Here is a 17,935-nt window from a genome sequence, read left to right as displayed (position 1 = left end):
CAACGAATGCATTCTCTTCTATCGGACGTGCGGCCCCGGCCTTGAGGGGGGAAAAGTCCGGGCTCGCCATGCGAACTCTGCGGGTGTAGGCGAAAAAAAAGCGGCCACAAAGGCCGCTTCAGTAAGCCGGTACCGGTGCCAACGAGGGCCCCGGCATCGGGGAGGGAGAGTGATACGGGTGATGCTGACAGCAGGTCGACGACTTATTGGCCGTCGCTGAACGGGTCAGCCTTGCCGACCAGGGCGCCGTCGGTGTACGGATCAGCCTTGCGCAGCGCGCCATCGGTATACGGGTCGGCCTTGCGCACGGCGCCGTCGGTGTAGACGTCAGCCTTGCGGGCGCCGTCGGTATAGGGATCAGCCTTGGTCACGGCTTGGCCGTTGGTGTACGGGTCTTGGCTTTGCACGCCGGCAGCGAAGGCGGGAACAGCGGCAACAGCGATCAACGAGGCGAGAATCAGGTTCTTGATCTTCATGATGGACTCCACAACAGGGGGGTGAGCATTGCCGCAGGGCAGCTTCGCTGCGGTGCGGTAACGCGATGGCATAAGCTTAGTCGTTGCTCAGAGGGTAAAAAAGCAGTTCTATTAAACTCTTTGTTCAAAAAACAAGAACAATTGTGACCCCTCAAGCACCGCAATCTGCACATAAGTCATTGAATTGAAATGAAAATGTGAGATGCGGGATAACCCTTAATGCGAAGGTGTGACGGCTGGCGCGGCAAAAAATTCCTGCCTTGACGCGCCGGGATTGTTGCGTCGCATTACAGACACCGGGAATCCCCCTCCCCCAACCCCCCATGTGGCGGCTAAACATTCGGCGTGGATGGTCGTTGATGCAGGTACGGGCGGCGTTTTCCGCCCCTTGCAGCAGGAAGATCACCATGTCCATCACCACCGCTTCCATCGCCCGTTTTGAGATTGACGGCGTCGCTTATCAGGCGAGGCTGTTTGCCATGCCGTTCCACGTGCCTGAAAACGGCCGCGTGCGCGCACATGCGATCGGGCGTCCGGACATGCCGTTCAGCGGTGTGCACGTGCTCGCCGGATGGCTGAAAGAGCGCGTGTTGCCCGAAGGCGTGGGCCTGGTGATGGCCGATCGCCTGTTCTCGCACGGTGCGGTGGAGCAGTGGTCGGGCGCCGACGGCGCGCGCGCGGCCAAGGTGCTGTCGCAAGTGGCGCTTGGCAGCAAGAGCAGCCATCGCCTGTGGCGTAACACCGTGGCGGGTGGTTTCCGCGACGAGACCGCGTTCTTCCTGGGCGCCGCCTTTGTGCAGACCGACGCCGCCGTCGACGACATCCGCCTGCTGGGCGACCTGATTCCGGCGGCCGAGTGGTCAAGCGTGGCCGATGCCGCCTCGACGATGATGGGGCTGCACCTGTATCGCCCCGACGAGCCCGAAACGCTGGTCAGTTGCGCGCTGCTGGCGCCGTCCTGGACGGAAGCCGCCGTGGAGCGCGCCGATGGCTACCGCGCGCTCACGCTGCTGCATTCCTTTACCGAAGACGATGAGGTCATCCACGTCGACATCGAACTGCTGCCGCCGGGCCAGGTGGTGCTGCAAGTGGAGTCGTGCTCGACGCGTTTTTCCGCGCGCTTCGACCCGGCGCTCCTAGGCCGCGACATGACCGATGCATTGCTGCGCGACGCGCTCGCTCTGCAACACGGCGATCGGAGCAGCCTCCACTAAGCTTGCCGGCGGCTTTCGCTGGAGCGTTGCACGACGCTACAAGTCGCTGCACGGCGCGCACTTCCAAGGCATCATCTCGGCTTTCTGTTTTCGAAGCGCTGCCGCCCCGACGGGCGCGCGGCGCATTCGCATGCCTGCCTTTGCCGTCATCCTCTTCACGCTGACGCTCGATGCCATGGGCGTCGGGCTGATCCTGCCCATCCTGCCGAGCCTGCTGCGCGAGCTGGATCACACGGGCGACATCGCATTCGAATTCGGCCTGCTCATCGCGGCGTACGCGGCGATGCAGTTTGTCTTTGCGCCGATCCTTGGTGCGCTGGCGGACCGTTACGGGCGCCGGCCGGTGCTGCTGGTGTCGCTGGCGGGCGCGGCGGTCGATTACCTCGTCATGGCACTGTCGCCGCATGCGTGGGTGCTGTACGTCGGCCGCGTGGTGGCAGGCATCACCGGTGCCAACTATGCGGTGGCGACGGCGTACATCGCCGACATCACTGCGCCGGCCGATCGCGCGCGCCGTTACGGGCTGATGAACGCGTGCTTCGGCCTCGGGTTCATCGCCGGACCGGCCTTGGGCGGGCTGCTGGGCGACTGGTGGCTGCGTGCGCCGTTCCTGCTGGCGGCGGCGCTCAACGGCGTCAACTTCCTGGTTGCGTGCTTCGCGTTGCCGGAGTCGCGCCGCGCTGAACGTGCGCCGTTTGCCTGGCGTGCGCTGCTGCCGGTGCAATCGCTGCGTCGCGTGGCGCGTGTGCCGACGCTGTTGCCGTTGCTGGCTGTGCTGGCCATCATCGAGATCGTTGGGCAGATTCCGCAAACGCTGTGGGTCATTCACGGCGAAGCGCACTTCGGTTGGGACACGCGCGCCGCCGGCCTGTCACTGGCGGCTTACGGGCTGATGCATGCGCTGGCGCAGGCATTCCTGACCGGGCCGATTGCCCGTGCGCTGGGTGAGCGCCGCGCCGTCGCGGCGAGTGTGATGCTGGATGTAGCCGGCTTTGCGGCGATGGCGTGGATCAGCGCCGGCTGGATGGTCTATCCGACCATGGTGCTGCTGTGCATGGCCGAGATCGGCATGCCTGCGCTGCAGGCGATGCTCTCGCGCCAGGTGGGCGAGCATGAGCAGGGCGAATTGCAGGGCGCGCTGGCCAGCCTCGCCAGCGTGGCCGCCATGATCGGGCCGCTGGCGGCCACAGCGTTTTATGCGTTGACAGCGCCGGTCTGGTCCGGCGCGGTCTGGCTGATGGGCGCGCTGCTGAACGGCGTATGCCTCATGTTGCTGATGGGCGGCGTAGCCAGGCGCGCCGCCCGGACATAGCGCCGTTTACTTGGCCGCAGCATTCCACGGATACGCCAGCCACGCATCGAAGCGCTTGGCGAACTCGCCGCTCTCTGCGGTCTGCCGCAGCCACTGGTCGACGAAGTTCTTGAACACCACGTCGCGCGGCAGCAGGTAGGCCTTTTCGGAGAAATCGAACGGCGCTTCCGGATGCACGGCGCACAGTTCCGGGTGCAGCTTCTGCTGCAGTTTCGTTTCCACCGCGTCGGTCATCATGAGGTCTGCGCGGCCGGCGACGATCTCGTTGAAGATCGTCACGTTGTCCGGATACACGCGAATCTGCGCCTGCTTCAGGTGCTCGCGCGCGAATTTTTCGTTGGTGCCGCCCGGGTTGACCACGGCACGCACATTCGGCTGGTCGATTTGTGCCAGCGTCTGATATTTCGACTGGTTCTCGCAACGCGTGATCGGCGTCTTGCCATCGCGCTGATACGGGATCGAATAGAACGCTTTCTTCTGCCGCTCCAGCGTGACCGACACCCCGCTCATTGCGATGTCGTAGCGGTCGGCCGCAAAGTCCTGCATCAGCGTCGACCACGTGGTCGGCACGATTTCCAGCTTCACGCCGAGTGCTTTCGCCAGGCGTTCGCCCATCTCGACGTCCAGGCCGATGAAGCGGCCATCGGCGGGGTCCTTGTAGGTAAAGGGCTTGTAGTCGCCGGTGGTGCCGACGCGCAGTGTGCCGCGCGCGATGATTTCGTCGAGACGGTTGGTGGCCGGGTTGGCCGACGCGGTTTGCGCCAGCGCGGGTGCCGCGGCGCAGGCGCACAGCAGCAGGGCGCTGGTGCGGATGAAACGGTTCAACATGGAATCCCCTCCTGAAAAAATCAAAAAGGCGCGGCCGCCCGGTCATCGGGCTCCGCGCCCACATCAACGCCGGCTTACTGGCCCGACGCCTTGTTCCATTGCAGCGCGTTGAGCACCGCCAGCGACATCGCGGTCACGCCCGTCTTGATGGACGGCTCCGGCACGGGCGCGAACAGCGGCGAATGATTGGTCGGCAGCGGCTTGGCGCCAGGCTTGAGCGAGGCGAAGAACGTCTGCGGATCATTCACGCCGATGAAGAAGAACATCGACGGGATGCCCGCGTCAACAAACGCCGAGAAATCTTCGCTGGCCGTGATGGGCGGCACGCGCACGACGCGGTCGTTGCCGAAGGCGGTCTTGAACATCGCCTCGGTGCGCGCAACGACCGTGGGGTCGTTGTTGACCGCCTTGCCGCCCTCGGTGATCTTGATGTCGGCGTCCGGCGCGCCCGACATTTCGGTGACGGCCTTGGCCGTGCGGCGGATACCGTCGAGCATCTTCTGACGCACCGCCGGCTTGTACGAGCGGATCGTGCCGCGCAGCAGCACGCTGTCGGGAATGATGTTCTCGGCGCTGCCGCCCTGGATGGCGCCGATGCTCACCACGCCGAATTCTTGCGGATCTTTCTCGCGGCTGATCACGCTTTGCAGGTCGACCACGAAGCGCGCCGCCATCATCACGGGGTCGATGGTCTTGTCAGGCGCAGAGCCATGGCCGCCGCGGCCCTTGAACGTGATTTCCAGCCCGTCGGAGTTGGAGGTGATCGGGCCGCTGTTGAAGACGATGGAGCCGTACGGCCCCGGGCCGGTGTGCAGCGCAAACGCGTAGTCGGGCTTGGGGAAGCGCTTGAAGAAGCCGTCGTCGATCATGCTTTGCGCGCCCGATACGGTTTCTTCGGCAGGCTGTGCCACGAACACCAGCGTCCCGTGCCAGCGATCCTTGAGCGACATCAGCGTCTTGGCCGTGCCGACCCACGACGCCATGTGCACGTCGTGCCCGCAGCTATGCGCCACGCCGACGTCCTCGCCGCGCCATTTCGTGTGGACGTGGCTTGCGTAGGGCAGGCCGGTTTTCTCTTCCATCGGCAGGGCGTCGAGTTCCGTACGCACCAGGATCGTCGGGCCCGCCCCATTGCGATAGACCGCCACCACGCCGGTCTTGCCGACATGCTCCGTCACGTCAAAGCCGATCTTGCGCATCTGCTCGGCCAGCTTGGCCGCCGTGCGGGTTTCCTGGAACGCCAACTCGGGATGCGCATGGATGTCTTTGTAGAGCAGGTCGAGCTGGCCGTATTCCGCATTGACCGCCGCGTCCACCGCCGGCTTGATCTGCGCCACGTCGATTCCCCCGGGGGCGGCTGACGCAGCTTGTGCAGGCGTGGAAGACGCTCCACCGGAGCTGAACGGAATCTGTGCGAATGCCGGCAAGGCTGCACCGGCCAGCAGCCAGGCGAGCGCAGTACGTTTCAACCGGATGGGGGGCGTGATCATGGGGTCTCCTGTCGTTGTGGTGGTGCCAACAAAGTCGTTGCTTCGTCAATCGAATCGATTATGCAACGTGATTCATGGCATGTGCACCCGGGGGCATCCCCAAGTCGGACATTGCAATGTTGGCGAGAACGCGCCTCGGGGGCGAGCGCCAGGCTTGGCACCCGGTAGGCGCTTTCCTAGACTGGGTCAGGTGTGCTGTTCCAGTGAATCGAAGATCGAAACGCGGATGAACCCGACGACGTCCTGTCTACAGCTAGCGTTTCGCGATGCCCCGCCCGGTGAGACGGCGATTCGTGCGGCGCTGGAAGCCGCGCAGCGGGTGCTCGAACGAAGTGGCGTGCCCCCGCGCGAGGCGTTTGCGGCCTACCAGGCCTTCGCGAGCGGGGCGGGGAGCCCCGACACGCTTGCGCTGACGTTCGCCCGGGCGGAAGCGGAGGCCATGGACACATTGGCCGCGCACGGCTACGCCCGCTACGGCTCGGTCAGCCTGGCGGCGCTCTAAGCGCCTGCGGTGGCCGCGCGTTTCTGTTTCAGACTTCCGCTGTCTTGCCGCCCAGCCGCCGTGCCGTCTCCGACACATGGCGATGGATGCGCGCGAGAAAATCGATCTCCGCAGCGCGTGTCGGCGAATGCCCGAGCGCTTGCGAGAGATGCGTCGCCACGAACGACGACTGCGGCGCGAGCATGCTGATCAGCCGCAGCAACTCGCGGCGCGCCTGGCTGGCGTCGTAGCCGAGGTGATCAGCCAGGGACAGCAGCGCGTCTTGGTCGATGGCGTCATAGCGGGCTTGTGCATCCGGCGACAGTTCATCGGCATTCCATTCGTTGGCGTAGACCGCTGCGCAGAACAGGTGATCGTGCGCCGCGAGGCGGATGCCGTCCGCACCGATGTGGAAATGCAGCGTGCCGGCCGAGGCGTTGCGCCCGCCGATCAGCAGGCAGAACACCATCCAGCGGAACAGCGCGGCCGTGGCGGAAGCCGGGTCTGCGCACAGACTTGCGCATTCTGCGAGCTGCTCGACGGTGATCGGCAGGAACCGGTGCTTGGGCGAGAGCCCCAGCAATTGCACCGCCGAGACGACATAGCGCGCCTGCACCAGCGCGGTGTCGTCGCTCTTGCAGCGTAGCGTGCGATCGAGACGCTGCACCACGGCGGCAGTTTCCGGAAATTGGCGCAGCCCGATGAACGGCGTGTCCAGACCGATGCTGCGGCCCAGCAGCGTGGCCCAGCAGTGATTGATGGTGGCGTAAGGAAGTTGCGCGCCTTCACCCAGATCCAGCCGGACGAAATGGCTCGATTGCGCGGCATTGGCCGGCGCGGAAAATCGCCCAAGCCACATCGACACGGGCAAGCCATTCGAAGCCAGGAAGGGCAGGCTGATTTCTTCGGACGCCGCCGCACCATCGGTACCGTAGCGTGCGCGCGGTTCCGCCACCCGCAGCGGCGTGCTGCGGGGCGGCCGCCCGACCGTTTGCTGGAACTGCAGCACGAGATCCCGTTCGGACAGCCCGTCGGCGCGGCCGCTGCAGGGCTTGAGCCCGCTCGGCACCAGCGTCAGCGGGCCGTCCAGATGCGGCGCGGCTTGCGCGAGATGCTCGAGCGCGGCGGCAGCAGCCTTGGGGGTGTTGCGTGCCGGTTCGGGCAGCAGGTATTCAAAGAAGTGGCGCACCGGCTGGGCTTTTGCCGTATCGGCGATATTGCCGGCGGTACGTGGCAGGTGCGGGCTCAGATCAAAGCCCTGCGACGAAGTCTGCCAGCGGGAATCGTATTCGAACGCCCAACCGCTGCGGCCGCACGATAGCTGACCGATCAGATGCTTATTCAGGTAGACGTCCAGCATGCGCGTATCCAACGTATTTGATGGAGCGTGCTTAGTCGGCTGTGCAGCGGAGAACCCGCCGGCAATTGGGAATTCGGCTGCTATTCAGCAAATATGCCGTTCCCTTGCACGCCCCTCATCGACCGAGGGCGAGCATAACAAAGAAAATCTGTGCAACGCGCGTAGATATCCGGAATCGATGATGCAATTTTCTCAAATCGGATTATCGGATCGTTAAGATCGAGTGCGCGCGAGGCGATGTTTCAGGCGTCTACTTCAGTTTTGAAGATTTTTTAAATCGAGCTGCGGAGCCAATGCCAGCGCCGTTGAATAAATTGCACGAGGACCGCGACGACATGGCATTCATTACAAATTCCGGATTTAACGCCGTCGCAATATGGGGGCAGCGATGACATCGCCGCATTGCTGGAGAATTCAACTGCGGTTTTAAGCATCGGCTTCAAGTGGATTTTGCGCAAGTCACGGCGCCCCGAACCGCCGGGGCGCTCACTCGGCCATTCAGCGGCCGGAACGCAAAAGCGAATCTTTTTCGCTTGCGGCTGGGGTCGCATTTGCATCGGCTTTTTTACCTGGCGCGAATACGCCTGTCGACAGCGACGTCCCGAGCAGGATCACGGCGCAGCCGATCACCATGTTCAGCGTCAATTGCTCGCCCAGGAACAGGATGCCCCACAGCACGCCGAACACCGGGATCAGGAAGGTGACCGACACGGCGCGTGTCGGCCCCACATGCGCGACCAGTCGGAAGAACAGGATGTAGGCGACGCCCGTGCAGGCGATACCCAGTGCGATGACGTGCAGCCACACGCTGCCGGTGGGCGTCTGCCCGGGCCACAGCCAGTAAGCCAGCGGGGCGAGCACGATCGTGGCGGCCAATTGGCTGCCGGTCGCCACGGCCAGCGGCGGCACGCCGGTCAGGAAGCGCTTGGTGTAGCTGCTGGCCACGCCGTACAGCACGGTAGCCGACAGCGCCGCGGCCACAGCCACGCCGCCTTGCTTTGCATCGATGACAGACGACCCACCCACCAGCACGATCACGCCGATGAAGCCGATCGCCAATCCCAGCACGCGCAGCGACGACATCCGCTCGCCCAGCCACGTGAACGCGACGATGGCCGCAAACAACGGCGCCGCCGCATTGAGCACCGAGGTAAAGCCCGCCGTGAGCGTGAGTTCGGCATAGGCGAACAGGCAGAACGGGATGGCCGAATTCAGCACGCCCACGGCCAGCAGATGCGGCCAGTGCGTGCGCAGCGCCCCCATGCCACCGCGCAAAGCAAGCGTCGGGACAAGGAAGCACGACGCAATCGCCACGCGCAGCGCGATGAGCGCAACGGGCCCGAAGGGCGGTGCGGCCACGCGCATGAACAGGAAGGAGCCGCCCCATAGGGCAGCGAGGGTGAGGAGTTCGAACACATCGGAGCGGCGCATGAAGGGGGTCTCGTTATCGTTGTGGGGTGGCGTGCGCGCATTGTCCGCGCGATTTTGTTTTTATGCAGACACCAGCGCCAGCAAGCCTTGGCGATCGTCGCCGGGCATGGGCAGGCGTTCGCCAACCTGCGCGGGGTGTCCTTCGATCCGCAGCAGCGCGGCCTTGCGTGGCAACCCACCGGCATAGCCTGTGAGCGCACCGTCGGCGCCCACCACGCGGTGACACGGGATGGCAATCGAAATCGGGTTGCGGCCCACGGCGGTGCCCACCGCCCGCGCATGTTCGCGCGTGAGCCCGAGGCGGGCCGTGATCTGGCCGTAGGTGGTGCGACTGCCGAATGCGATGTCGCACAGCAGGCGCCAGACGTCCTGCTGAAACGGCGTACCTTCGGGCGCCATCGGCAGATCGAAGTCGTGCAGCTTGCCGGCAAAGTAGGCGGTGAACTGCGCCTGCGCCTCACGGATGACCGCGACGTCTGCACCCGCCGCCATGCGCGCGGCATTCACGGGAATCGTCTTCTGCCCGGGAAAGAACGCGCCGGTCAGGTGTGTGTCGGTGGCGGTCAGCAGCAGATCGCCGAGGGGGCAGGCAAAGGTGTGGCGGTACATGGCGGTCGACGCGTCAATCAATGCGACGCAGATTGGGTGAACGCTTCCTCGCGGTGCCAGAGGTGCATGGCGGCGTATGCGCGCCACGGCGCCCAGGGTTCGGCGCGCTCGACCATGGCGCGGCGCGTGGGCAGCCTGCCGCTGCTGTCTGCAAGGCGTTTGCGCAAGACGTAGTCGCCCAGCGGAAATGCATTCGGCCAGCCCAAGGCGCGCATGGCGACGTATTGCGCTGTCCATTCGCCGATGCCGGGCAGCGCCTGCAACGCGGCCAGCGTGGGCGCGAGCGGCACCAGCGGTTCGAGCCGCAGGCTGCCGCTATCGATGGCGCGGGCCAGTTCGACGACGGCGGCAGCGCGGCTGGCCTGCAGACCTGTCTGCGCCGACAGCGCCTGCGCATCGACGTTTGCTAGTGCAGCGGCGCTCGGGAATGCCGTCGATAGCCCCTCGCGCGGTTGTTGCAACGGCACGCCATACACGGCAGTCATGCGCCCGAGAATGCGCCGCGCCTGCGCGAGCGAAATGACCTGCCCGGCGATGGCGCGCACCGCAATTTCAAAGCCGTCGACGGCGCCCGGCACGCGTAGGCCGGGCGTCTCGGCAGCAAGCGTGCCGAGGTGCGCATCGACCAGATCCGGCCGGCAGTCGAGATCGAACAGCCGTCGCGCGCGTGCCAGCACGGGCGGCATGGCGTGCAGCAGGCTGGGCGACAGCGTGAGCGCAACGGCGTGGCGTTGCGGCACATTGCGCGCATGCAGCCAGCCGGTGTGTCGCACGCCGCCGTAGTCGACGGTGATCGTGCGTGCGTAGCTGTCGGCGTCGACCACTTCGACGCCGTCCACGGCACGGGCGCGCAGAAATTCGAGCAACGCCTGCCACGCAAACGGCGGGCGGTAGCCGAGCATGAGCGTAGGCCCGTCTTCGGTGCGCGGCGCCGTCGTGCGCGAGCGCAGACGTGTGGGCGCAAAGCCGTAATGTTCGGTAAAGCCGCTGTTCAGCCGGCGCACGCTCCCGAAGCCGGCCGCAAAGGCCACATCGCCGACGGGCATGGCGGTATCGGTCAGCAACTGCTTGGCGAGCAGCAGACGCTGCGTTTGCGCGTACTCGATGGGCGAGACGTCGAACTCCGCGCGGAAGATGCGGCGCAAGTGACGGTCGGTCACGCCCACGGCTGCGGCCAGCGCGGCAAGGTCGTGCTCTTGCAGAAAGCCCTCGTCGATCATGCGCGCGGCGGCGCGTGCAAGGTTGGACGACATCTCCGCCAGGCTGTGGCCCGGTGCCAGTTCCGGCCGGCAGCGCAGGCACGGCCGAAAGCCTGCGCGTTCGGCGGCGGCGGCCGTGTTGAAGAAGCGGCAGTTCTTTTCCAGCGGCGTGCGGACCGCGCAAACGGGGCGGCAATATACGCCGGTGGATGTCACACCGACGAAGAACCAGCCGTCGAAACGACGGTCGCGCGATTGCACGGCGTGGTAGCAGGCGTTGTGGTCGAGATGCATGGTGGTGATCGGGGAAGCTGGCAGCTAGTCTAGCCCTGTCGGGTCGTGCAGATTCGCCGGATTCGGACACATCCCTCGATGCCAAAAACGCGGCATCTCGGCACAATTGCGAACACAACAACACATCGGGAGACCGGCATGTCCAAGACCATCGTCATCACCGGCGGGAGCCGCGGGATCGGTCGCGCCACGGCGGTGCTGTGTGCGCAACGCGGGTGGTCTGTCGCGCTGCAATATCGCGGCAACCGGCAGGCGGCGGAAGAGACGGTCGGCCTCATCGAACAGGCCGGCGGCCACGCGCTGGCGGTGCAGGGCGATGTGTCGAGCGACGAAGATGTGATTGCCCTGTTCGAAGCTGCGGCCGGACGCTTTGGCGCGCTGCACGGCGTCGTCAACAACGCCGGCATCGTGGCTGAGGCAGAGGACGTGGCCGACATGACCACGCACCGGCTGCGCACGATGTTCGAGACCAATGTGCTGGGAGCCTTTCTGGTGGCGCGCGAGGCGGCGCGGCGCCTGTCGACGTCGCGCGGCGGCGTGGGCGGCTCAGTGGTGAACGTGTCGTCGGCGGCGTCGCGGCTGGGGTCGCCGCACGAATATGTCGACTACGCTGCCTCCAAGGGTGCCGTCGATACGATGACGCTGGGATTGGCCCGTGAACTCGGGCGCGATGGCGTGCGCGTCAATGCCGTGCGCCCCGGCTTGATAGAGACCGATATCCACGCCTCAGGCGGCCATCCCGACCGCGCTCAGCGCCTGGGCAGCGCCACGCCCATCGGCCGCCCCGGCACGCCGCGGGAAGTGGCTGAGACCATCGTCTGGCTGCTCTCCGATGCGGCGTCGTACGTGACGGGGGCGCTGCTGGATTGCGCGGGTGGGCGCTGACGGGGTGATCAGGCGTCGGCCCCGGCGCGGAAGGTGTCGCACTGGCGAAGGTCGCCGCCGTCGAAGCCCTGGCGGAACCAGTGCATGCGCTGCTCCGACGTGCCGTGCGTGAAGGCATCGGGCGTGACGCTGCGGCCGGCGTTGCGCTGCAAGGTGTCGTCGCCGATGGCGTGTGCGGCGGTGAGCGCCTGTTCCAGGTCGCCGCGCTCCAGCAGGCCGCGTTGCTGCGCATAGTGGCCCCACACGCCGGCCAGGCAATCGGCCTGCAGCTCCAGCTTGACCGACAGCGCATTCGCCCCGGCCTGCGATTTACCGGCCTGCGCGCGGCTGACCTTTTCCGACACGCCCAGCAGGTTCTGCACATGGTGGCCCACCTCGTGCGCGACGACGTACGCGGCGGCAAAGTCGCCGGGCGCGCCAAACTTGCGGCGCAGTTCGTCGAAGAAGCCGAGGTCGAGATAGACCTTCGTATCAGCGGGGCAATAGAACGGGCCGACGGCCGAGGTGGCATCGCCGCAACCTGAGCGGATGCCCTGGCGGAACAGCACGAGCTTGGGCGGCTGATACGCGCGGCCGGCTTGCTTGAACAGTTGCGTCCACGTGTCTTCGGTGTCGCCGAGCACGTGCGAAACCAATTGCTTGCTGCGGTCGTTGTCGGTCTCCCCGGTGGGCCGGGCGGGGCTGTGCTGCGCGGATTGCGTCGGCGCATTCTGCGACACCTGCATCACCATGCTGAGGATCTCCAGCGGGTTCTTGCCCATCAGCAAGCCCACCACGGCCACGATCGCGATGCCGCCGATGCCGAGCCGCATGCCGCCACCACCGAAGCCGCCGCCCGAGGACGCGCGTTCATCCTCCACGTTGTTGCTTTCGCGCATGTCATCCCAACGCACGATGTTCTCCTTGAGGGGCCTGTGAGGCAGTAGGGCAGGGTGGGGCCGGGCGTCACACCCGGTAAACTTTGCAAAGTCTACCTGCTGTACATACGTTCGGGCATGCCGCCGCGCTGCCGAATCGTCTGCATGCAGCGCCGGCGCCAGCGTTGGCAAGGGCTGGCGGCGATTTGCGGCACCGCACCAAGTCCGGCAGGAAACTTGCTAACCAAGGCTGCTCATCCTCCGTCCGGCTGTCACACAGGTGACATGCGGCGGTTACCGAATAACGATCGGCAGAAGATGACGCTGCCGCTCCATGATTTCGAGTTCTCACCATGCGCTTGCCCGCTTCGATCACTGCTCAACCACCCGCCGCCACGGAGCCGTCGCATTTGGCTGCTACCCACGTTGATCCGCCCGAGGTGTCGGACGTGGAGCAGGCGCCTGCAGAGCGCAAGCCGTGGTGGGCACGCGTGTCGGGTGCCGTGATAGGCGGCGCGTTCAGCAGTGTTGCTGCCGCGTTGATTGCCGTGACCGGGGCGATCTACGTTGGGATGTACCACGCGCCCTGGGTGAAGAGCCTCGCCGGCCACACGCCGACGGCCGCGCAGGCCGGCGATGCGATGAGCGTTGCCATGGCAGCGGGCCCAGCCAATGCGGCCACGCCGGCGCCGACCGCTGCACCTGCGCCCGCGGACGCTTCGTCGCAGCCTGCATCGCCCGACCGGGTTGCGGCAGCGCGTGACCGGATGGAGCAACGCGTCTACTCGCAAGTGCAGCAGCCCCGCGCCCGCACCGTAGCCGAACGCGAGACGATCGAAGACAACGATGCGCCGGCGCCTGCCAATACCCGTCGCCATCATCGCGGCACGCGGTACATGCGCCATAGCGCGCCGTTCAATGCGGCTTGGTACAAAGGCGCCTGATCGGCTCCCCAGGAAAAAGGAGCGACGCAGCATAAGGCGGCGTGACGCTCAGGCAGCGTGCGGTTGCCTGCGACGACGCAGCGCGATGATCGTCAGCGAGATCCCGCTCACCGCGGCGGCCGTCAGCACGTAGTAGCTCGGTGCCAGCGTATCCCCCGTCGTGTGAATGAGCCATGTGACGATGAACGGCGCGAACCCGCCAAACAGCGTGACGCCGAGGCTGTAGCCGAGCGACAGGCCGGTCGAGCGCACGCGCGTGGGGAAGATCTCCGACATCAGCGCCGGCATCGGGCCCGAATACGCGGCCTTGAAGATCCCCGACACGGCTTGCAGCGCCAGCAGCGCACCGATGGTCGGATACGCGCGCAACAGCGCAAACATCGGGTAGATCAGCAGGATCATCAGCACCGACGTGGTGAGCATGATGCGGATGCGGCCAATGCGATCCGACAGCGCGCCCATCACCGGCGAGAGCAGAAACTGCAGCCCGCCATTGAGTACGACCACCGCGAACGACTGTGCGGCCGGCAGATGCAGTTGCTTGACGGCATACGTCGGCATGTAGAGCTGGAGCACGTACACCGACACGGTGGACTGCGCTACCACGCCCACCGCCAGCAGCAGGTTCGTCCACTGCGCTTTGAACGACGCTTGCGGATCGATGGTCGTCTTCTTCTGCTCGGCGACGAACTCGGGCGTCTCATCCAGATGTCGGCGGATGTAGAAACCCACCGGGCCGACCAGCAAGCCGAAGATGAACGGCAACCGCCAGCCCCAGCCTTCCAGATCGGCCGGCGTGAGCGACGCGGTGAGCAGCGCCCCCAGCCCGGCCGCCAGAATGGTGGCAATGCCCTGGCTGGCAAATTGCCAGCTGGCGTAGTAGCCGCGCCCACGCGTGCTGTGCTCGACCATGAAGGCCGTCGCGCTGCCGAATTCACCGCCCACCGCAAAACCCTGCACTAAACGTGCGAGCAGGATCGTGATGGGCGCGACGATACCGATCTGCTGATAGCTCGGCATCACGGCAATCGCCAGCGTGCCGACGATCATCAGCAGGATCGACAACGTGAGTGCCGCCTTGCGCCCCTTTCTGTCGGCATACATGCCCAGCACGATCGCGCCGACCGGCCGCGTGATGAACGACACGCCAAAGCTGCCCACCGCAAACAGCAGCGACACCCATTCGTCATCGGCCGGAAAGAACAGCTTGCCGATGACCGACGCGAAGAAGCCGTAGACGAGAAAGTCGTACCACTCCAGCGCATTGCCGATCGACGACGAAATGACGATGCGGCGTGCGTGCGCTGCACTCGTTGTTGCGGGCCGAGGCGCAGCAGTGCCTGCCGCAGAGGGGGCGGTCATGATGAGGGTTCCTTTGGTGCCGGCCGGGATCGTTTTTATGGGAACTGCAGCGCGTTGCCCGCCCGGTCCGACGGGTCAGCGCGCTGGTGCGGCGGAGCTTTCTTAAAAGCCCACCGCGTGGCCGTCGCGGCGGCTGTCGCTGGCGGCCACGTAGCCGTGGTCGGCGTCGTCCGACAGGCGCCAGATGAACTGGCCGGAGCCGAAATCCATGTACGGATCGGCCACCGATTCGAGCTTGTGGCCGCGTGCTTCCAGTGCAGCGACGGTCTTGGCGTTCATCGTGCCTTCCACGTCCAGCGTGAAATCGCGGTTGACCTTCCAGCGCGGCGCGTCGCACGCGGCCTGCGGCTGCTGCTTGTAATCGAGCATGCGCACGAGCGTCTGCAGGTGGCCTTGCGGCTGCATGTCGCCGCCCATCACGCCGAAGCTCATCTGCGGCTGGCCGTCCTTGGTCAGGAACGCCGGAATGATGGTGTGGAATGGTCGCTTGCCGCCTTCCACCACGTTGGCTGAAAGCGCGTCCATCGAAAAACCGAAGCCGCGGTTCTGCAGGCTGATGCCGGTGCCGGGCACCACCACGCCCGAACCGAAGCCCATGTAGTTGGACTGGATAAACGAGACCATCATGCCGTTCTCGTCCGCCGCCGTCAGGTACACCGTGCCGCCGGCGCGCGGCATGCCGAAGGTCGGCATCTGCGCGCGGCCCATGTCGATGAGCTTGGCGCGTGCATCGAGGTACGCGTCGTCGAGCATCTGCTCTGGCGTGACTTCCATCGAGCGCGGGTCCGCCACGTATTTGTAGAGATCGGCAAACGCCAGCTTCATCGCTTCAATCTGCAGATGCTGCGAATCGGCGGAGTCGACCGGCAGGCCGCCAAGATCGAAGCGATCGAGAATGCCCAGTGCGATGAGCGCGGCAATGCCCTGGCCGTTCGGCGGAATCTCGTGCAGGTCGTAGCCCCGGTAGCGCTTGGTGATCGGCTTGACCCATTCGGGGCGATAGTCGCGCAGGTCTTGTGCGGTCATGCCGCCGCCGCATTCGCGCGAATAGGCGGCGATGCGTTCAGCGAGTTCGCCTTCGTAGAAATCGCGGCCGTTGGTCTGGCCGAGGCGGCGCAGCGTGGCGGCTGCGTCGGGCAGCTTGAACTTCTCGCCAACTTCCGGCGCGCGGCCGTGCGGCATGAAGGCCTGGGCGTAGCCGGGCTGGTTGTGCAGCTCGGGAATGGCCGCCGCCCATTTGTGCGCGACGATGGGCGCGATGGTGTGGCCGCGCTCGGCAATCTCGGCGGCGGGTTCCAGCACGTCGGCAAACGGCAGCTTGCCGAAGCGCTCGTGCAACGCAGCCCATGCGGAGATGGCGCCGGGCACGGTTACCGCGTCCCAGCCGCGCGTGGGGCGCTTGGGGTTGCCGTTGGCGTCTTCGCCGTATTTCTTGCGGAAGTAATCGAGGTTCCAGGCCTGCGGCGCGGTGCCGGAGGCGTTCAGGCCGTGCAGTTCCTTGCCGTCCCAGAGGATTGCGAATGCATCGCTGCCGAGGCCGCACGAGACGGGCTCGACCACGGTGAGCATGGCCGCCGCGGCGATGGCCGCATCCACGGCGCTGCCTCCCGCGAGCAGCATGCGCAGCCCGGCCTGCGCGGCCAGCGGGTGCGACGTGGACACAACGTTGCGCGCAAACAGCGGAATGCGCACGGTCGGATAGGGGTTCTGCCAGTCGAAGCGGTGGGACATGGGGTTCAAGCGGTGATCAGCGGGAAGGGTTGACGAACGATTATTTGCGGTGCGCTGGATTTAATAAAGTTAAAATTCATTGGATATTGCTTAAGAAAAACTTGAGAGTCCGCTGCGCCTTGCCGTGAGTACCGTCCGCTTTCTCCGCACCTTTGTCGCCGTGGCCCGTCATGGCTCGTTTGCCGCCGCCGCGGAGCGCGTGGCGCTGACGCAGGCCGCGGTGAGCCTGCAGATGCGCGCGCTGGAAAACGAACTGCGCCGTGACCTGTTCGACCGGTCCGGCCGCACCGTCACGCTGAATGCGCACGGCCGGGCGCTGTTGCCGCAAGCCGAGCACCTGCTGAGCCTGTACGACGCCATGCGCATCGGCGACGAACCGCAGACGGAACTGTCTGGCGCGGTGGCGATCGGCGCGGTGGTGTCGGTGATGGGGTCGTTGGCCCATGCGGTGGCGGGGCTCAAACAGGTGCACAAGGGGCTGGACGTCAAGCTCATCACCGGCAAATCGGGCGAGCTGGCGGAGCAGGTGGAAGCGGGCGAGCTGGATGGTGCGCTGGTGGTTGAGCACCTGGAGCGCCTGCCCGCCAACCTCGCGTGGCACCCGCTCTATACCGAGCCGCTGGTGGTGGTGGCGGGCCGCCACACGCGCGGCCGCGCCGAAGAAGTGCTGCGCACCCATCCGTTCCTGCGCTTCGACCGCGCGGTGCGCACGGGCGCGCTCATCGACCGGGCCCTGCGCAAGACGCACATGGCGGTCAACGAGTTCATCGAAGTCAATTCAATCGAGGCGATTGTCGAGCTGGTGCGCCAGCAGGTGGGGGTGACGCTGGTGCCGCGCCTGCGCCGCGCAAGCTGGGAGAGCGATCCCGCCCTGCGGGTGCTGCCCATGCCGCCGCACACGCCCGTGCGCGCTGTCGGGATGATCGAGCGGAAGGAGCACGTGCGGCACGGTGTGATTCAAGCGGTACTCGATGCGCTCGAAACCACACTTGGCAATTCCAGCGCCTAGACTGGATGCACCCAGACAGGCTCCGGAGGCCGCGATGGACGCAATCATTCAACGCTGGCGCGACGAGTTGATCCTGCTCGCCCGCATTCTGATGATGGTGCTGTTCGTGATGTCCGGATGGGGCAAGCTGACAGGCTTCCACGGCACAGTGGGCTACATGGCCAGCACGGGCGCGCCCATGCCGATGGTGGCCGCCGCGGTTGCCGTCGTCATGGAGTTTGGCGTCGGTATCGCCTTGCTCATCGGGCTGTGGACGCGGCCGCTGGCCATTCTGATGGCGCTGTTCGTGCTCGGCACATCGTTCATTGCCCATTCCTACTGGGATATGCAAGGCGCCATGGAGGCCGCCAACAAGATCCAGTTCTTCAAGAACCTGAGCATCATGGGCGGGCTGTTTCTGTTGGCTGCGGTGGGACCCGGGAAATACGCGGTGCAGAAGTCGTAGTGCGCACG

18 protein-coding genes are annotated in these 17,935 nt (G+C 65.7%); 7 read left to right on the top strand and 11 right to left on the bottom strand.

Annotated elements, in window-relative coordinates; all coding sequences use genetic code 11:
• Positions 1-203: 203 nt before the first annotated feature.
• Positions 204-476: a hypothetical protein gene (locus R2669_RS09255; protein ID WP_316899763.1), complete on the bottom strand. Its 273-nt coding sequence runs from the start codon at positions 474-476 to the stop codon at positions 204-206.
• A 151-nt stretch (positions 477-627) separates the two neighbouring features.
• On the bottom strand, positions 628-885 hold the full coding sequence (locus tag R2669_RS09250) for a hypothetical protein (RefSeq protein ID WP_316899761.1): 258 nt from the start codon (positions 883-885) through the stop codon (positions 628-630).
• Between R2669_RS09250 and R2669_RS09245 the strand changes: the two genes are divergently transcribed.
• Together R2669_RS09245 and tet are read left to right on the top strand one after the other, a co-directional pair.
• The gene (locus tag R2669_RS09245) at positions 884-1,690 is read left to right on the top strand and encodes a hypothetical protein (RefSeq protein ID WP_147213362.1); all 807 of its coding nucleotides are present in this window, start codon (positions 884-886) and stop codon (positions 1,688-1,690) included. The genes R2669_RS09250 and R2669_RS09245 overlap by 2 nt on opposite strands.
• Positions 1,691-1,820: 130 nt before the next feature.
• A complete protein-coding gene (gene tet, locus R2669_RS09240) occupies positions 1,821-3,002 on the top strand; it encodes a Tet(A)/Tet(B)/Tet(C) family tetracycline efflux MFS transporter (RefSeq protein ID WP_316899759.1) in 1,182 nt (393 codons plus the stop codon).
• Between the two features lie 6 nt (positions 3,003-3,008).
• Here tet and R2669_RS09235 read toward each other — a convergent pair whose 3' ends face one another.
• Together R2669_RS09235 and R2669_RS09230 are read right to left on the bottom strand one after the other, a co-directional pair.
• The gene (locus R2669_RS09235) at positions 3,009-3,830 is read right to left on the bottom strand and encodes a transporter substrate-binding domain-containing protein (RefSeq protein WP_316899757.1); all 822 of its coding nucleotides are present in this window, start codon (positions 3,828-3,830) and stop codon (positions 3,009-3,011) included.
• A gap of 74 nt (positions 3,831-3,904) precedes the next feature.
• Complete coding sequence (locus R2669_RS09230; protein ID WP_147213359.1) at positions 3,905-5,320, bottom strand: M20 family metallopeptidase; 1,416 nt, start codon at positions 5,318-5,320, stop codon at positions 3,905-3,907.
• Between the two features lie 226 nt (positions 5,321-5,546).
• On the opposite strand from R2669_RS09230, the gene R2669_RS09225 reads away from it, so the two are divergent.
• Positions 5,547-5,822 carry a hypothetical protein gene (locus tag R2669_RS09225; RefSeq protein ID WP_012762729.1) on the top strand — a complete coding sequence of 92 codons (276 nt, stop codon included), beginning with the start codon at positions 5,547-5,549 and terminating at the stop codon, positions 5,820-5,822.
• 28 nt (positions 5,823-5,850) lie between these two features.
• On the opposite strand, the gene R2669_RS09220 is transcribed toward R2669_RS09225, so the two are convergent.
• From R2669_RS09220 to R2669_RS09205, 4 genes are all read right to left on the bottom strand, one after another.
• The gene (locus R2669_RS09220; protein WP_147213358.1) at positions 5,851-7,161 is read right to left on the bottom strand and encodes a HipA N-terminal domain-containing protein; all 1,311 of its coding nucleotides are present in this window, start codon (positions 7,159-7,161) and stop codon (positions 5,851-5,853) included.
• Between the two features lie 498 nt (positions 7,162-7,659).
• A complete protein-coding gene (locus R2669_RS09215; protein ID WP_147213357.1) occupies positions 7,660-8,592 on the bottom strand; it encodes a DMT family transporter in 933 nt (310 codons plus the stop codon).
• A gap of 60 nt (positions 8,593-8,652) precedes the next feature.
• Positions 8,653-9,201: a methylated-DNA--[protein]-cysteine S-methyltransferase gene (locus R2669_RS09210; protein ID WP_147213356.1), complete on the bottom strand. Its 549-nt coding sequence runs from the start codon at positions 9,199-9,201 to the stop codon at positions 8,653-8,655.
• Between the two features lie 17 nt (positions 9,202-9,218).
• Complete coding sequence (locus R2669_RS09205) at positions 9,219-10,694, bottom strand: AlkA N-terminal domain-containing protein (protein ID WP_316899754.1); 1,476 nt, start codon at positions 10,692-10,694, stop codon at positions 9,219-9,221.
• A 138-nt stretch (positions 10,695-10,832) separates the two neighbouring features.
• On the opposite strand from R2669_RS09205, the gene R2669_RS09200 reads away from it, so the two are divergent.
• The gene (locus R2669_RS09200) at positions 10,833-11,579 is read left to right on the top strand and encodes an SDR family oxidoreductase (protein WP_316899752.1); all 747 of its coding nucleotides are present in this window, start codon (positions 10,833-10,835) and stop codon (positions 11,577-11,579) included.
• A gap of 8 nt (positions 11,580-11,587) precedes the next feature.
• Here R2669_RS09200 and ypfJ read toward each other — a convergent pair whose 3' ends face one another.
• The gene (gene ypfJ / locus R2669_RS09195; protein ID WP_147213353.1) at positions 11,588-12,472 is read right to left on the bottom strand and encodes a KPN_02809 family neutral zinc metallopeptidase; all 885 of its coding nucleotides are present in this window, start codon (positions 12,470-12,472) and stop codon (positions 11,588-11,590) included.
• A 317-nt stretch (positions 12,473-12,789) separates the two neighbouring features.
• Between ypfJ and R2669_RS09190 the strand changes: the two genes are divergently transcribed.
• A complete protein-coding gene (locus tag R2669_RS09190; RefSeq protein ID WP_316899749.1) occupies positions 12,790-13,380 on the top strand; it encodes a hypothetical protein in 591 nt (196 codons plus the stop codon).
• Between the two features lie 48 nt (positions 13,381-13,428).
• Here R2669_RS09190 and R2669_RS09185 read toward each other — a convergent pair whose 3' ends face one another.
• Together R2669_RS09185 and R2669_RS09180 are read right to left on the bottom strand one after the other, a co-directional pair.
• Positions 13,429-14,742: an MFS transporter gene (locus R2669_RS09185; RefSeq protein WP_316889890.1), complete on the bottom strand. Its 1,314-nt coding sequence runs from the start codon at positions 14,740-14,742 to the stop codon at positions 13,429-13,431.
• 102 nt (positions 14,743-14,844) lie between these two features.
• The gene (locus tag R2669_RS09180; protein WP_316899981.1) at positions 14,845-16,473 is read right to left on the bottom strand and encodes a gamma-glutamyltransferase family protein; all 1,629 of its coding nucleotides are present in this window, start codon (positions 16,471-16,473) and stop codon (positions 14,845-14,847) included.
• 124 nt (positions 16,474-16,597) lie between these two features.
• Between R2669_RS09180 and R2669_RS09175 the strand changes: the two genes are divergently transcribed.
• Positions 16,598-17,482, top strand: coding sequence for a LysR family transcriptional regulator (locus tag R2669_RS09175; protein ID WP_316899747.1), 885 nt, complete (start codon positions 16,598-16,600; stop codon positions 17,480-17,482).
• 34 nt (positions 17,483-17,516) lie between these two features.
• Positions 17,517-17,927: a DoxX family protein gene (locus R2669_RS09170; RefSeq protein WP_316889887.1), complete on the top strand. Its 411-nt coding sequence runs from the start codon at positions 17,517-17,519 to the stop codon at positions 17,925-17,927.
• Positions 17,928-17,935 lie beyond the last annotated feature (8 nt).

This window comes from Ralstonia edaphi, assembly GCF_958350185.1.
Lineage (GTDB): Bacteria > Pseudomonadota > Gammaproteobacteria > Burkholderiales > Burkholderiaceae > Ralstonia > Ralstonia edaphi.
Note: the sequence above shows the minus strand (reverse complement) of the source record. Positions and strands in the feature narration are given on the sequence as shown.

What these genes read in the sequence shown, in the direction of transcription:
- R2669_RS09220 (WP_147213358.1), bottom strand. Translation starts at nt 7,161, where the DNA reads ATGCTGGACGTCTACCTGAATAAGCATCTGATCGGTCAGCTATCGTGC.
- R2669_RS09185 (WP_316889890.1), bottom strand. Translation starts at nt 14,742, where the DNA reads ATGACCGCCCCCTCTGCGGCAGGCACTGCTGCGCCTCGGCCCGCAACA.
- R2669_RS09215 (WP_147213357.1), bottom strand. Translation starts at nt 8,592, where the DNA reads ATGCGCCGCTCCGATGTGTTCGAACTCCTCACCCTCGCTGCCCTATGG.
- R2669_RS09230 (WP_147213359.1), bottom strand. Translation starts at nt 5,320, where the DNA reads ATGATCACGCCCCCCATCCGGTTGAAACGTACTGCGCTCGCCTGGCTG.
- R2669_RS09190 (WP_316899749.1), top strand. Translation starts at nt 12,790, where the DNA reads ATGCGCTTGCCCGCTTCGATCACTGCTCAACCACCCGCCGCCACGGAG.
- R2669_RS09170 (WP_316889887.1), top strand. Translation starts at nt 17,517, where the DNA reads ATGGACGCAATCATTCAACGCTGGCGCGACGAGTTGATCCTGCTCGCC.
- R2669_RS09205 (WP_316899754.1), bottom strand. Translation starts at nt 10,694, where the DNA reads ATGCATCTCGACCACAACGCCTGCTACCACGCCGTGCAATCGCGCGAC.
- R2669_RS09225 (WP_012762729.1), top strand. Translation starts at nt 5,547, where the DNA reads ATGAACCCGACGACGTCCTGTCTACAGCTAGCGTTTCGCGATGCCCCG.
- tet (WP_316899759.1), top strand. Translation starts at nt 1,821, where the DNA reads ATGCCTGCCTTTGCCGTCATCCTCTTCACGCTGACGCTCGATGCCATG.
- R2669_RS09210 (WP_147213356.1), bottom strand. Translation starts at nt 9,201, where the DNA reads ATGTACCGCCACACCTTTGCCTGCCCCCTCGGCGATCTGCTGCTGACC.
- R2669_RS09200 (WP_316899752.1), top strand. Translation starts at nt 10,833, where the DNA reads ATGTCCAAGACCATCGTCATCACCGGCGGGAGCCGCGGGATCGGTCGC.
- R2669_RS09250 (WP_316899761.1), bottom strand. Translation starts at nt 885, where the DNA reads ATGGTGATCTTCCTGCTGCAAGGGGCGGAAAACGCCGCCCGTACCTGC.
- R2669_RS09235 (WP_316899757.1), bottom strand. Translation starts at nt 3,830, where the DNA reads ATGTTGAACCGTTTCATCCGCACCAGCGCCCTGCTGCTGTGCGCCTGC.
- R2669_RS09255 (WP_316899763.1), bottom strand. Translation starts at nt 476, where the DNA reads ATGAAGATCAAGAACCTGATTCTCGCCTCGTTGATCGCTGTTGCCGCT.
- R2669_RS09245 (WP_147213362.1), top strand. Translation starts at nt 884, where the DNA reads ATGTCCATCACCACCGCTTCCATCGCCCGTTTTGAGATTGACGGCGTC.
- R2669_RS09180 (WP_316899981.1), bottom strand. Translation starts at nt 16,473, where the DNA reads ATGTCCCACCGCTTCGACTGGCAGAACCCCTATCCGACCGTGCGCATT.